Raw genomic sequence first — 13,415 nt, forward strand, 5'->3', positions numbered from 1 at the left:
TCCGAGAGGATTCAGAGCACCGTCTCGGCCTCCGCGTACCGCTCGGTGGGCACCGTCTTCAGCGTCTTCACGGCCTCGGCCAGCGGCACCATCACGATGTCGGTGCCGCGCAGCGCGGTCAGCATGCCGAACTCGCCGCGGTGCGCCGCCTCCACCGCGTGCCAGCCGAACCGGGTGGCCAGCACCCTGTCGTAGGCGGTCGGCGTCCCGCCGCGCTGGACGTGCCCGAGGATCACCGGGCGGGCCTCCTTGCCGAGCCGGCGCTCCAGCTCCCCGGACAGCTGCCGGGCGATCCCGGCGAACCGCTCGTGGCCGTACATGTCCCTGCCGCCCTCGTCGAACTCCATGGAGCCCTCGCGCGGCTTGGCGCCCTCGGCGGCCACCACGATGGCGAACCGCTTGCCCGCCTCGAAGCGGGCGCCGACCCGGGCCGCCAGCTCCTCGATGTCGAAGGGGCGCTCGGGGACCACGATGGCGTGCGCGCCGGCCGCCATCCCGGAGTGCAGGGCGATCCAGCCGGTGTGCCGGCCCATGACCTCCACGATCAGCACCCGCTGGTGGGACTCGGCGGTGGTCTTCAACCGGTCCAGCGCCTCGGTGGCGACCCCGACCGCGGTGTCGAAGCCGAAGGTGACGTCGGTGGAGGCGATGTCGTTGTCGATGGTCTTCGGCACCCCGACGATCGGCAGCCCCGCCTCGGCGAAGATGTTCGCCGCCTTCAGGGTGCCCTCGCCGCCGATCGGGATGATCGCGTCCAGGCCCAGGTCGGCCACATGGCCCTTGGCCCGCTCCACCCCGTCCACCAGATGGCCGGGCTGCACCCGGGAGGAGCCCAGGATGGTGCCGCCGCGGGCCAGGATGCCGGCCACGTCGTCCAGGTCCAGCGGGCGGTGGTCCCCCTCCAGCAGGCCCTTCCAGCCGTCGTGGAAGCCGATGACCTCGTCCCCGTGGTCGACGACCGCGCGGTGCACGACGGAGCGGATGACGGCGTTCAGACCGGGGCAGTCGCCGCCGGAGGTGAGCACACCTATGCGCATAGCCCGAAATACCTTTGCAACGTGGGCCGACTCCCGGACCACGTCGTCCGGCTGGAATCCCCGCCACCCTACCGGCGTACGGTGGCGGCGCCGAATCCTGAAGTCCGGCCCTCGGACGGACTGCGCACGAACCGGCGACGACAGCGAGGGACCAGCAGCCGTCCACGGCTGCCGGTCCCTCGTGGGCCGTGCGTCAGGCGGGCTGGGAGGCGGCGGCGATCCGCTCGTCGCGCAGCGCCTCGTACCACCGGTCGTCGGTCGGCGGCAGGGCGTTGACGTCCAGCGCCAGCTTCAGCAGCAGGTCGGCGATCTGCGGGTTGCGCGCCATCACCGGCCCGTGCATGTACGTGCCGAAGACGGTCTCATTGTACGCGCCCTCGGTGCCGTCGCCGGTCCCGTTGCCGTTGCCGAACACGGTCCGGGCGAACGGGCGGGCGGTCGGGCCGAGGTGGGTGACGCCCTGGTGGTTCTCGAAGCCGGTCAGCTGCGGCAGGCCGAGCCGCGGGTCGATGTCGGCGAGCACGTCGCCGACGCAGCGGGCACCCTCGCCTCGGGTGGAGATCACGTCGATCAGCCCGAGGCCCGGCTCGCGCTCGCCGAGGTCGTTGATGAACTCGTGGCCGAGGATCTGGTAGCCGGCGCACACCGAGAAGATGATCGCGCCGTTCTCCGCCGCGCGGTTCAGCCCGCCGTCCCGGCGCAGCCGCTCGGCCGCCAGCCGCTGCGGGCGGTCCTCACCGCCGCCGATCAGGTAGATGTCGCCGGAGGTCGGGATCGGCTGGTCACTGCGCACGTCCACCCGCTGCACATCCAGCCCGCGCTGCCGGGCGCGGCGCTCGACCACCAGGGCGTTGCCCTGGTCACCGTAGGTGCTGAGCAGGTCCGGGTAGACCCACACCAGCCGCAGACTGCTGTCGCTCATGCTCATGTCCTTTGCGAGGGGGGTCAGTTGCCGACGCGGCGGCGGACGTCCTGGAAGGCGGTGTAGTTGGCGATCAGCTCGATCCGCCCGGGCGGGGCCAGCTGCACCGCCTCGTCCAGCGTCTCGCACACCCGGAAGTCCAGCCCCGCGACCTCCAGCCGGACGGCCAGGTCCAGGCGCCGGTCGCCGATGACCGAGATCGGGTGCCCGGCCAGCCGGGTGTAGTCGACGTCCCACAGCCAGGAGGTGTCGGTGCCGTCCGCGCCGCGGGCGTTGACCGAGAGGATCACCGGCGTCGGCGGCGGGTCGATCAGCGAGAAGGTCTCCAGCCAGCCGGCCGGGTTCTTCGCCAGCAGCAGCCGGATCTCGCGCTCCAGGAAGGTGACCGTGTCATACCGGCCGGCCACCGCCTGCACCTGGTACATCCGCTCCAGCGCGACCTGCGGCGGCACCCCGAACACGGCCGCGACGGCCGCGGAGCTGGCGGCGTTGGCCTTGTTGGCGCGGCCCGGCAGCTGGAGGTGGATCGGCCAGGCCGAGCCGTGCGGGTCGAGGACGTGGTCACCGCTGAGGACCCAGCTGGGCGCGGGGCGGCGGAAGCCGCACTCGCCGCAGAACCAGTCGTCGCCGGGGCGCTGCATCACACCGCCGCAGGCGGGGCAGGACCAGGCGTCGTCCTTCCACTCCTGACCGGCCGCCACCCAGACCACGTTGGGGGAGGAGGACGCGGCCCACACCACCAGCGGGTCGTCCGCGTTGGCCACCACCACGGCCTTGCTGCCGGACAGCCCCTCACGCCACTTCTCGGCCAGCATCCGCGTCTCGGCGGCCCGGTCGAGCTGGTCGCGGGAGAGGTTGAGCAGCGCGATCGCCTTGGGGGTGACGTCCCGGGCGACCCCGGCGAGGTACTTCTCGTCCACCTCGATCACACCGAACCGGGCGTCCGAACCGCCGGCCAGTGCCGAGGTGATGCCCGCCGGCATGTTGGCGCCGAGCGCGTTGGACACCACCGGCCCGGCGGCCCCCAGGGCCTCCGCGATCAGCCGGGTGGTGGTCGTCTTGCCGTTGGTCGCGGACACCAGGACGACGTCCAGGTGCTGCGCCAGCCGCCCCAGCAGGTCGGGGTCGAGCTTGAGCGCCACCCGGCCGCCGATCACCGATCCGCTGCCGCGTCCCGCCGCGCGCGACACCGCCGCTGCGGCCTTGCCCGCCGTCACGGCCAGCTTGGCTCGCGGCGACAGCGGCTCAGGATTGCCGGGGTGTCCTGCCATCGTCCTCGTTCCTCCTAGCGTGGGTCCTGGGCCAGCCTATCGAGACTCCGGCGGGCACCGAACCGCGCCACCTGCCGAAACCCCCGGTCGGGCCCGGAGCAGGGGCTCCGGGGGCGCGATTAGGGTGGTGCCATGCGCAACCGGCCGATCCCCGGCAGCTCCGGCCGCGTACGAGCCGTGCGGCGGTTCGGCGACCCGGTGCTGCACACCCCCTGCCAGCCCGTCACCGCCTTCGACGGCGCCCTCGCCGAGCTGGTCGAGGATCTGTTCGCCACCATGTACGCGGCCGACGGGGTGGGCCTGGCGGCCAACCAGATCGGTGTGGACGCCCGGGTCTTCGTCTACGACTGCCCGGACGACGAGGAGGTCCGCCACCTCGGCCATGTGGTCAACCCCCGCCTGGTGGAGGCCGACGGCGTCACCGTCCGCGGCCCGGAGGGCTGTCTGTCGCTGGCCGGTCTGGAGGCCGGCACCGAGCGGTACGACCACGCGGTGGTCGAGGGCACCGATCTGACCGGCGCCCCGGTGCGGGTGGCGGGCACCGGCTTCTTCGCCCGCTGCCTCCAGCACGAGTGCGACCACTTGGACGGCACCGTCTACGCCGACCACCTCACCGGGCTGCGCCGCACCCGGCTGCTCCGCCGGGCCCGCCGCGCCCCCTGGGAGTGGCGCCCCGCCTAGCCCGCCGCCTGCCGCCGCCATGGGCCCCCTCGGTGCCGGTCCGCGCCCCCGTGAGCCCACGGTACGTCCGGGTCCGGCGGTCCAGGGACCGTTGTACGGCCGTACGGGGGTGGGGCGGCGGCCGTGTCTCCTCACTCACGGGGCGCCGTCAGAACCCCTGGCCCTCCCGGTCCGGCACGCCCTCCAGCCGCCCCCAGAGCAGGTCCGCCAGGCCCCGTACCAACTCCGCCCGGGTGCAGGGGCGTTCGCCCAGCCACCAGTCGCCGGCCGCGTGCATCATGCCGACGATGCCATGCCCCCACACCCGGGCCAGCACCGCTCCGCCCGGGCCCAGGTCTATCCGCTCGGCGATCACCCGGGCCAGCTCCTCGCCCATCCGGCGCAGCACCGGGGCGGAGTGCCGGCCGATGTCGAAGCCGTGCTCCGCGCCGCCCTGGCCCTCCCCGGCCGGGACGTGCTGGCTGGAGTCCTCGGAGGGGTGCATCAGGAAGCGGTAGACCTGCGGCCGGGCCTCGATGGCGGCCAGATAGGTGTCCAGGGTGGCCTCCACCCGCTCGCGCCGCCCGGCGGGCGCGTCCAGGGCGCTGCGCAGCGCGGCGAGCAGGGCGTCGGTGTGCCGCTGGGCGAGCGCCCGGTACAGCCCGCCCTTGTCGCCGAAGTGCCGGTACAGGATCGGCTTGGTGATACCGGCCTCGGCGGCGATCGCGTTCATCGACGCCTGCGGCCCGTCGCGCAGGACCACCCGGTCCGCGGCCTCCAGCAGCTCGTGCCGCCGCCGCTCGGCCGAGCGCTCCGGCTCGCTCCGGTGTGTGGTCTCCATAGCGTCTCTCCCCGCCCGTGCGCAGGCCGGCCGGCACCGGCCGTACGCGTCGCACTCGTCGTACTGGTCTGACTGGTCGTCCTGGTCGTACGCAGGACCCCGCAACGTAACACCTGTGCCGGTCAGCCGCCGGTTGACAGATTCTACTTGCCGGTAACAGACTGCGGTTACCGCAGGTAACACGCAGGGAGGGAAACGATGGCCGAGTTCACGCTCGATCTCAACGACGACCAGAAGCAGGTCCGCGACTGGCTGCACGGCTTCGCCAGGGACGTGATCCGGCCGGCCGCCTCCGAGTGGGACGAGCGGGAGGAGACGCCCTGGCCCATCATCCAGGAAGCGGCCAAGGTCGGCATCTACTCGCTCGACTTCTACGCCCAGCAGTTCTTCGACCCCACCGGCCTCGGCATCCCGATGACCATGGAGGAGCTGTTCTGGGGCGACGCCGGCATCGCGCTGTCCATCGTCGGCACCGGACTGGCCGCCGTCGGCGTGCTCGCCAACGGCACCGAGGAGCAGATCGGCACCTGGGTGCCGCAGATGTACGGCGACCCCGGCGACGTCAAGGTGGCCGCCTTCTGCTCCTCCGAGCCGGACGCCGGCTCGGACGTGTCCGCCATGCGCACCCGCGCCGTCTACGACCAGGCCAAGGACGAGTGGGTGCTGGGCGGCACCAAGACCTGGGCCACCAACGGCGGCATCGCGAACGTCCATGTGGTCGTCGCGGTGGTCGACCCCGAGCTGGGCTCCAAGGGCCACGCCTCCTTCATCGTGCCCCCCGGCACCGCCGGGCTCTCCCAGGGGCAGAAGTTCCAGAAGCACGGCATCCGCGCCTCGCACACCGCCGAGGTGGTGCTGGAGGACGTCCGCGTCCCCGGGCACTGCCTGCTCGGCGGCAAGGAGAAGCTGGACCAGCGCCTGGCCCGGGCCCGCGAGAAGGCCAAGGCGGGCGGGGAGAGGCTCAAGAACGCCGCCATGGCCACCTTCGAGGCCTCCCGCCCGGCCGTCGGCGCCATGGCGGTCGGCACCGCCCGCGCCGCCTACGAGGTCGCGCTCGACTACGCCAAGACCCGCACCCAGTTCGGCCGGCCGATCATCGACAACCAGGGCGTCGCCTTCCAGCTCGCCGACATGCGCACCCAGATCGACGCCGCCCGGCTGCTGGTGTGGCGCGCCTCCTGGATGGCCACCACCGGCAAGCCCTTCACCTCCGCCGAGGGCTCGATGTCCAAGCTGTACGCCAGCGAGGTCGCCAAGAAGGTCACCGGCCAGGCCATCCAGATCCTCGGCGGCAACGGCTACACCCGGGAGTACCCGGTGGAGCGGATGCACCGGGACGCCGCGATCTACACCATCTTCGAGGGCACCAGCGAGATCCAGCGCCTGGTCCTGGCCCGCACCCTCTCCGGGATGCCCATCCGCTGACGACCGGCCCGCCCGGCCCCCTCACCACGAGGGGGCCGGGCCCGCGCCCGGCTCAGACCGCCGGCAGCCGCTCCTCGACCGCCGCCACCAGCTCCGGGGCCTCCGGCTCGGTGCGCGGGCGGAAGCGGACCACGGCGCCGTCCGGGCCGATCAGGAACTTCTCGAAGTTCCACTGCACGTCCCCGGCCTCGCCCCCGGCGTCCGCCACCCGCGTCAGCTCGGTGTACAGCGGGTGCCGCCCGGCCCCGTTGACCTCGGTCTTCTCCAGCATCGGGAAGGTCACCCCGTAGGTGGCCGAGCAGAAGGTGCCGATCTCCTCGGCGGTGCCCGGCTCCTGGCCGCCGAACTGGTTGCACGGCACGCCCACCACGGTCAGCCCGCGGTCGCCGTAGCGCTGCTGGAGCCGCTCCAGGCCCTCGTACTGCGGGGTCAGCCCGCACCGGGAGGCCACATTGACCACCAGCACGGCCTGCCCCCGGTACGCGGCGAGGCTGGTCGGCTCACCGGTCAGGGTGCGCAGCGGGATGTCGTACAGGGACATGGGGCAACTCCTCGGAGCATCGGGGCCGGTCGGTTCGATCAAAGCACGGACGCCTGGTAGACAGCGGGGGTGACCCTTCACGACGAGGCCCTGCCGGGCCTGGAACCCGACGCGGCCCCCGAGGGCGAGCCGGACGGCGTGCGCCGTACCGTCCGCTGCGGGCTGTGCGGCCGCCCGCTGACCGGCGCCGGCTCCCGGCGCACCGGCCTCGGCCCGGCCTGCGACGCCAAGCTCCATCCGCCCGGCCCGGACATCCCGGTCCGCCGCCGCGAGCCCGAGCAGGACACCCTGCCCGGGCTGTAGCGCCCGTCCGTCAGTGGCGGCGGAACAGCCCCTCCTGCACCACCGACACCAGCAGCCGGCCCTCGCGGTCGTAGATCCGGCCGCGCGCCAGGCCGCGCCCGCCGGTGGCGATCGGCGACTCCTGGTCGTACAGGAACCACTCGTCCGCCCGGAACGGCCGGTGGAACCACATCGCGTGGTCCAGTGAGGCCATGTCGAAGCCGCGCGGCCCCCAGAGCGGTTCGATTGGGATGCGGACCGCGTCCAGCAGGGTCATGTCCGAGGCGTAGGTGAGCGCGCAGGTGTGCACCAGCGGGTCGTCGCCCAGCGGCCCGGCCGCCCGCATCCACACCGCGCTGCGCGGGTCGGCCTCCTCGACCTCCTCGGGCGTCCAGCGCAGCCGGTCCACGTACCGGATGTCGAACGGCATCCGCCGGGCCATCCGCTCCATCGCCTCCGGCAGCGACCCCAGGTGCTCCCGCACCTCCTCGGCCACCGTCGGCAGCTCCTCCGGGCTCGGGAACTCCAGCCGGGGCGGCAGCTGGTGGTCGAAGCCGGTGTCCTCGGCCCGGTGGAAGGAGGCCGTCAGATTGAAGATGGTCTTCCCCTGCTGGACGGCGGTGACCCGGCGGGTGGTGAACGACCGCCCATCCCGCACCCGTTCGACCTGGTAGACGATCGGCACACCCGGGATGCCCGGCCGCAGGAAGTAGGCGTGCAGCGAGTGCACCGGACGGTCCCCGTCGGTGGTGCGCCCGGCCGCCACCAGGGCCTGCCCGGCGACCTGGCCGCCGAAGACCCGCTGCAGCGACTCCTCGGGGCTGGTGCCGCGGAAGATGTTCACCTCGATCCGCTCCAGGTCGAGCAGATCCACCAGTCTCTCGGCGGGGTTGGTCACGCGTCCGTCCCTTCCTTCCCTGTGTCGCTCAGAGCTGCCCGACGTCGGTCACCCGGACCACCGCGAGGCCCTCCTCGTCGGAGGCGGCGAGGTCCACCTCCGCGCTGATGCCCCAGTCGTGGTCGCCGTTGGGGTCGGCGAAGGTCTGCCGCACCCGCCACAGCCCGTGCGCCTCGTCCTCCTCGATGGACAGCAGCTTGGGGCCGCGCGCGTCCGGGCCGGTGCCCAGGTCCTCGTACTCCTCCCAGTACGCGTCCATCGCCTCCGCCCACTTCTCCTCGTCCCAGCCCGACTCGGCGTCCAGCTCGCCCAGTTGGGCCACCTGGTCCAGCGCGGCCAGCTCCACCCGGCGGAACATCGCGTTGCGCACCAGCACCCGGAAGGCGCGGGCGTTGGCGGTGACCGGACGCACCTGGTCGGCCTTCTCCTGGGCCTGCTCGGCGGTCTCCACCTCCGGGTTGGCCAGCTGCTCCCACTCGTCGAGCAGCGAGGAGTCCACCTGCCGGACCATCTCGCCCAGCCAGGCGATCAGATCCTCCAGGTCCTCGGTCTTCAGGTCGTCCGGGATGGTGTGGTCCAGTGCCTTGTACGCGCTCGCCAGATAGCGCAGCACGATCCCCTCGGTCCGGGCCAGCTCGTAGAACGAGGTGAACTCGGTGAAGGAGAGCGCCCGTTCGTACATGTCCCGGATCACCGACTTCGGCGACACCGGATGGTCGCCGACCCAGGGGTGGGACGTGCGGTAGAGGTTGTACGCGTGCCAGAGCAGCTCCTCCAGCGGCTTCGGGTACGACACCTCCTGGAGCCGCTCCATCCGCTCCTCGTACTCGACCCCGTCGGCCTTCATCGCCGCGACCGCCTCGCCGCGGGCCTTGTTCTGCTGGGCGGCCAGGATCTGCCGCGGGTCGTCCAGGGTGGACTCCACCACCGAGACCATGTCCAGCGCGTACGAGGGGGAGGCCGGGTCCAGCAGCTCGAAGGCGGCCAGCGCGAAGGTGGACAGCGGCTGGTTGAGCGCGAAGTCCTGCTGAAGGTCGACGGTCAGCCGGATCCGGCGTCCCTCGGCGTCCGGGGTGTCCAGCCGCTCGACCACCCCGCCGTCCAGCAGCGAGCGGTAGATGGCGATCGCCCGCCGGATGTGCCGCAGCTGGTTCCTGCGCGGCTCGTGGTTGTCCTCAAGCAGCCGGCGCATCGCGGTGAACGCGTCGCCGGGGCGAGCGATCACCGACAGCAGCATGGTGTGGGTGACCCGGAAGCGGGAGGTCAGCGGCTCCGGGTCGGAGGCGATCAGCTTCTCGAAGGTGTTCTCCGACCAGGCGACGAACCCCTCCGGCGCCTTCTTCCGCACCACCTTGCGGCGCTTCTTGGGGTCGTCGCCCGCCTTGGCCAGCGCCTTCTCGTTCTCGATGACATGCTCGGGGGCCTGCGCCACCACGAACCCGGCGGTGTCGAAGCCGGCCCGCCCGGCCCGCCCGGCGATCTGGTGGAACTCCCGCGCCCGCAGGGTGCGCACCCGGCTGCCGTCGTACTTGGTCAGCGCGGTGAACAGCACCGTGCGGATGGGGACGTTGACCCCGACGCCCAGGGTGTCGGTCCCGCAGATCACCTTCAGCAGCCCGGCCTGCGCCAGCTTCTCCACCAGCCGCCGGTACTTCGGCAGCATCCCGGCGTGGTGCACCCCGATGCCGTGCCGGACGTAACGGGAGAGGTTGCGGCCGAACTTGGTGGTGAAGCGGAAGTTGCCGATCAGCTCGGCGATCCGGTCCTTCTCCTCCCGGGAGCACATGTTGATGCTCATCAGCGACTGCGCCCGCTCCACCGCCTGCGCCTGGGTGAAGTGCACGATGTAGACCGGCGCCTGCCTGGTGTCCAGCAGCTCGGTCAGCGTCTCGGTGATCGGCGTCAGCCGGTACTCGTACGACAGCGGCACCGGCCGCGTCGCCGAGCGCACCACCGCGGTCGGCCGGCCGGTGCGCCGGGTCAGGTCCTTCTCGAACATCGCGACATCGCCGAGCGTGGCCGACATCAGCACGAACTGCGCCTGCGGCAGCTCCAGCAGCGGGATCTGCCAGGCCCAGCCGCGGTCCGGCTCCGCGTAGAAGTGGAACTCGTCCATCACGACCTGGCCGATGTCGGCGTCCGCGCCGTCCCGCAGCGCGATCGACGCCAGCACCTCGGCCGTACAGCAGATCACCGGCGCGTCCGCGTTCACCGAGGCGTCCCCGGTGAGCATGCCGACGTTCTCGGTGCCGAACAGCTTGCAGAGGTCGAAGAACTTCTCCGACACCAGCGCCTTGATCGGCGCCGTGTAGAAGGTGACCTGGTCCTTCGCCAGCGCGGTGAAGTGCGCCCCCGCCGCCACCAGGCTCTTGCCGGAGCCGGTCGGCGTGGAGAGGATCACGTTCGCCCCCGACACCACCTCGATCAGCGCCTCCTCCTGCGCGGGATAGAGGGTGATACCGCGCCCCTGGGCCCATGACGAGAAGGCCTCGAAGAGGGCATCGGGGTCGGCGTCCGGCGGCAGCTGATCGATAAGGGTCACGACCCCATCTTGCCTGCCCGGAGCCCCGAAGGGAGAACCGGCCGTTCCCGCGAAGATCACCAAGCGTTACGCTTCCCGGGGCGGCCCGGCACCGAGAGCGGTGCGGCCCGTCCAGGCGTACGGGCAGCGGCTCGCGGGCAACACGGACGGTGGTGGCGCCACCACACAGGGGAAGTCCGGTGCCGCGCACACGACACGGGGGGCGGGGGCGGGATGCGGGGAGGGTGCCTGATCCGGGGCGGCAGCCGGGTCCATGGCGGCGCATGTCCGATGGTGGGCGGGGGAGCGGGCCGATGATGGGGCCGGCGCACTCGCTGTCCGGAGCGGCGGCCTGGCTGGGCGTCGGCGCGGCCGCGGCCGCCACCGGCCACACCATGCCCTGGCCGGTGCTCCTGGCCGGCGCCCTGATCTGCGCGGGCGCCGCGCTCGCTCCCGATCTCGACCACAAGTCGGCCACCATCTCCCGCGCGTTCGGCCCGCTCTCGCGCGCCCTCTGCGGAATCGTGGACGCCGTCTCCTTCGCCGTCTACAAGATCACCAAGTCCAAGAGGGACGCCCGCCGCACCGGCGGCCACCGCACCCTCACCCACACCGCGGTGTGGGCGGTGCTGATCGGCGCCGGCGCCTCCACGCTCGCCGTGGAGGGCGGCCGCTGGGCGGTGCTGGCCCTGCTCTTCGTCCATCTGGTGCTGGCCGTCGAGGGACTGCTGTGGCGGGCCGCCCGGGTCTCCAGCGACGTCCTGGTCTGGCTACTCGGCGCCACCAGTGCCTGGATCCTCGCCGGGGTGCTCGACCAGCCCGGCAACGGCGCCTACTGGCTGGTCACCGACCCCGAGCTGGCGTACGCCTGGATCGGGCTGCCCATCGTGCTGGGCGCCCTGGTCCATGACATCGGCGACGCCCTGACCATCTCGGGCTGCCCGATCCTGTGGCCCCTGCCCATCGCGGGCAAGCGCTGGTACCCGCTCGGCCCGCCCTCGGTGCTGCGCTTCCGGGCCGGCAGCTGGGTCGAGCTCAAGATCCTCATGCCCGTCTTCATGCTCGCGGGCGGTGTGGGCGCCGCGGCGGCACTGAACCTGATCTGACCGGGAGCCGGACACGGGGGCGGGTGCCGGCGACCCTGCGCGGCGGCCCGGGCGGGGGCTCGGGCAGGGCCGGGCTTTACGGGCGCCTCCGCGGGGCCCACCCGTAAAGCCCCGCTGAGGGCGCCGTCACCCGTGCCAGGACCGCCACAGCGAGGCGTACGCCCCGCCGGCCGCGACCAGTTCGTCGTGTCCGCCCAGCTCGGTGATCCGGCCGTCCTCCACCACCGCGATCACATCCGCGTCATGCGCGGTGTGCAACCGGTGGGCGATCGCCACCACCGTACGGCCGTCCAGCACCCGCGCCAGCGAGCGCTCCAGCCGGCGGGCCGCCCGGGGGTCCAGCAGCGAGGTCGCCTCGTCCAGCACCAGGGTGTGCGGGTCGGCCAGCACCAGCCGGGCCAGCGCGATCTGCTGGGCCTGCGCCGGGGTCAGCGCCAGGCCGCCGGAGCCCACCGCGGTGTCCAGCCGCTCGGCCAGGGCGCGCGCCCATCCGTCGGCGCCCACCGCGGCGAGCGCGGCCCACAGCTCCTCGTCACCGCTGTCCACCCGCGCCAGCAGCAGGTTGTCCCGGAGCGAACCGGTGAAGACGTGGTGCTCCTGGTTGACCAGGGCCACCTGCTCCCGCACCCGCTCGGCCGGCATCCGGGACAGCTCGGCCGCCCCCAGCGTCACCCGCCCGGTACGCGGCCCGTAGATCCCGGCCAGCAGCCGGCCCAGGGTGGACTTGCCCGCGCCGGACGGGCCGACCAGGGCCACCCGGGTGCCGGGCGGCACCTCCAGCGACACCCGGTGCAGCACGTCCACCCCCTCGCGGTAGCCGAAGCGCACCTCCTGCGCCCGCACTTCGCGGCCCTCCGGCCGTACCCCGGGGTCGCCCGCGTCCGGCTCGATCTCCCGGACCCCGACCAGCCGGGCCAGCGACACCTGGGCGATCTGCAACTCGTCGTACCAGCGCAGGATCAGCCCCACCGGCTCCACCAGCATCTGCGCCAGCAGCGCGCCGGTGGTCAGCTGGCCCACGTCCAGCCAGCCGCGCAGCACGCCCACCCCGCCGACCAGCACCACCGCGACCAGCACCGTCATATGGCTGAGGCTGACCACCGGGAAGAGCACCGACCGCAGGAACAGGGTGTACCGCTCCCAGGCCGTCCACTCCCTGATCCGCCGGTCGGACTGCGCGATCCGCCGCGCGCCCAGCCGGTGCGCCTCGATGGTGCGGCCCGCGTCCACCGTCTCGGCCAGCACCGAGGCGACCGCCGCGTACCCGGCCGACTCGGAGCGGTACGCGGCCGGGGCCCGCCGGAAGTACCAGCGGCAGCCGACGATCAGCAGCGGCGCGGCCACCAGCACCGCGAGCGCCAGCGGCGGCGCGGTGACCGCCAGACCGCCCAGCAGCAGCCCGGCCCAGACCACACCGATCGCCAGCTGCGGCACGGCCTCCCGCATCGCCTCCGCCAGCCGGTCCACGTCCGTGGTGATCCGCGACAGCAGATCGCCCGTACCCGCCCGCTCCAGCACCCCCGGCGGCAGCTTCACCGACCGGACCAGGAAGTCCTCGCGCAGATCGGCGAGCATCTCCTCGCCGAGCATCGCACCGCGCAGCCGCACCATCCGGACGAACACCGTCTGCACGGCCAGCGCCCCGGCGAACACCGCGACCGTCTGCGGCAGATACAGCTCCCGCGCCCCCTCGGCCAGCCGGTCCACCAGCGCGCCGAGCAGCGCCGGGCCCACCATGGACGCGACCACCGCGACCGCGTTGACCGTCACCAGCAGCGTGAACGCCCGCCGGTGGCGGCGCAGCAGCTGCTGGACGTACCCGCGTACGGTCGCCGCCCCGGCCACCGGCAGGATCGTCGCCGTCTCCGGTGCCGCCGGGTCGTACTCCGGCGGCGCCACCCCGATCACCCG

12 protein-coding genes are annotated in these 13,415 nt (G+C 73.0%); 4 read left to right on the plus strand and 8 right to left on the minus strand.

All coding sequences use genetic code 11. The features are described from left to right. Positions 1-11: 11 nt before the first annotated feature. The 3 genes from M1O15_RS14575 to M1O15_RS14585 form a co-directional block, all read right to left on the minus strand. Positions 12-1,037: a 6-phosphofructokinase gene (locus tag M1O15_RS14575; protein ID WP_248634234.1), complete on the minus strand. Its 1,026-nt coding sequence runs from the start codon at positions 1,035-1,037 to the stop codon at positions 12-14. A gap of 193 nt (positions 1,038-1,230) precedes the next feature. Continuing rightward, entirely contained in the window at positions 1,231-1,959 is a 729-nt protein-coding gene (locus M1O15_RS14580; protein WP_248634235.1) for a type 1 glutamine amidotransferase, read from the minus strand. A gap of 23 nt (positions 1,960-1,982) precedes the next feature. Next, entirely contained in the window at positions 1,983-3,230 is a 1,248-nt protein-coding gene (locus M1O15_RS14585) for a Mur ligase family protein (protein WP_248634236.1), read from the minus strand. A gap of 132 nt (positions 3,231-3,362) precedes the next feature. Here M1O15_RS14585 and def point away from each other — a divergent pair, with 132 nt between their 5' ends. After that, a complete protein-coding gene (gene def, locus M1O15_RS14590) occupies positions 3,363-3,911 on the plus strand; it encodes a peptide deformylase (protein ID WP_248634237.1) in 549 nt (182 codons plus the stop codon). Between the two features lie 148 nt (positions 3,912-4,059). Here def and M1O15_RS14595 read toward each other — a convergent pair whose 3' ends face one another. Beyond that, positions 4,060-4,731, minus strand: coding sequence for a TetR/AcrR family transcriptional regulator (locus M1O15_RS14595; RefSeq protein ID WP_248634238.1), 672 nt, complete (start codon positions 4,729-4,731; stop codon positions 4,060-4,062). A gap of 198 nt (positions 4,732-4,929) precedes the next feature. On the opposite strand from M1O15_RS14595, the gene M1O15_RS14600 reads away from it, so the two are divergent. Then, positions 4,930-6,156 (plus strand): acyl-CoA dehydrogenase family protein, encoded by a 1,227-nt coding sequence (locus M1O15_RS14600; RefSeq protein ID WP_248634239.1) that lies wholly within the window; start codon positions 4,930-4,932, stop codon positions 6,154-6,156. A gap of 52 nt (positions 6,157-6,208) precedes the next feature. On the opposite strand, the gene M1O15_RS14605 is transcribed toward M1O15_RS14600, so the two are convergent. Beyond that, positions 6,209-6,697, minus strand: coding sequence for a glutathione peroxidase (locus M1O15_RS14605; protein ID WP_248634240.1), 489 nt, complete (start codon positions 6,695-6,697; stop codon positions 6,209-6,211). Between the two features lie 90 nt (positions 6,698-6,787). Between M1O15_RS14605 and M1O15_RS14610 the strand changes: the two genes are divergently transcribed. Next, positions 6,788-7,000 (plus strand): DUF6011 domain-containing protein, encoded by a 213-nt coding sequence (locus M1O15_RS14610; protein ID WP_248634275.1) that lies wholly within the window; start codon positions 6,788-6,790, stop codon positions 6,998-7,000. Between the two features lie 10 nt (positions 7,001-7,010). Here the strand turns inward: M1O15_RS14610 and M1O15_RS14615 are convergent, their stop codons facing one another. Further along, entirely contained in the window at positions 7,011-7,877 is an 867-nt protein-coding gene (locus M1O15_RS14615; RefSeq protein ID WP_248634241.1) for an acyl-CoA thioesterase, read from the minus strand. A gap of 28 nt (positions 7,878-7,905) precedes the next feature. Beyond that, positions 7,906-10,479, minus strand: coding sequence for a DEAD/DEAH box helicase (locus M1O15_RS14620; RefSeq protein ID WP_248634242.1), 2,574 nt, complete (start codon positions 10,477-10,479; stop codon positions 7,906-7,908). Between the two features lie 233 nt (positions 10,480-10,712). Between M1O15_RS14620 and M1O15_RS14625 the strand changes: the two genes are divergently transcribed. Further along, positions 10,713-11,504 (plus strand): metal-dependent hydrolase, encoded by a 792-nt coding sequence (locus tag M1O15_RS14625; RefSeq protein ID WP_248634243.1) that lies wholly within the window; start codon positions 10,713-10,715, stop codon positions 11,502-11,504. Between the two features lie 126 nt (positions 11,505-11,630). Here the strand turns inward: M1O15_RS14625 and M1O15_RS14630 are convergent, their stop codons facing one another. Then, positions 11,631-13,412, minus strand: a complete 1,782-nt coding sequence (locus tag M1O15_RS14630) for an ABC transporter ATP-binding protein (protein ID WP_248634277.1) — start codon at positions 13,410-13,412, stop codon at positions 11,631-11,633. Positions 13,413-13,415 lie beyond the last annotated feature (3 nt).

The organism is Streptomyces lichenis, assembly GCF_023218175.1.
Lineage (GTDB): Bacteria > Actinomycetota > Actinomycetes > Streptomycetales > Streptomycetaceae > Streptomyces > Streptomyces lichenis.

What these genes read in the sequence shown, in the direction of transcription:
- M1O15_RS14575 (WP_248634234.1), bottom strand. Translation starts at nt 1,037, where the DNA reads ATGCGCATAGGTGTGCTCACCTCCGGCGGCGACTGCCCCGGTCTGAAC.
- M1O15_RS14580 (WP_248634235.1), bottom strand. Translation starts at nt 1,959, where the DNA reads ATGAGCGACAGCAGTCTGCGGCTGGTGTGGGTCTACCCGGACCTGCTC.
- M1O15_RS14585 (WP_248634236.1), bottom strand. Translation starts at nt 3,230, where the DNA reads ATGGCAGGACACCCCGGCAATCCTGAGCCGCTGTCGCCGCGAGCCAAG.
- def (WP_248634237.1), top strand. Translation starts at nt 3,363, where the DNA reads ATGCGCAACCGGCCGATCCCCGGCAGCTCCGGCCGCGTACGAGCCGTG.
- M1O15_RS14595 (WP_248634238.1), bottom strand. Translation starts at nt 4,731, where the DNA reads ATGGAGACCACACACCGGAGCGAGCCGGAGCGCTCGGCCGAGCGGCGG.
- M1O15_RS14600 (WP_248634239.1), top strand. Translation starts at nt 4,930, where the DNA reads ATGGCCGAGTTCACGCTCGATCTCAACGACGACCAGAAGCAGGTCCGC.
- M1O15_RS14605 (WP_248634240.1), bottom strand. Translation starts at nt 6,697, where the DNA reads ATGTCCCTGTACGACATCCCGCTGCGCACCCTGACCGGTGAGCCGACC.
- M1O15_RS14625 (WP_248634243.1), top strand. Translation starts at nt 10,713, where the DNA reads ATGATGGGGCCGGCGCACTCGCTGTCCGGAGCGGCGGCCTGGCTGGGC.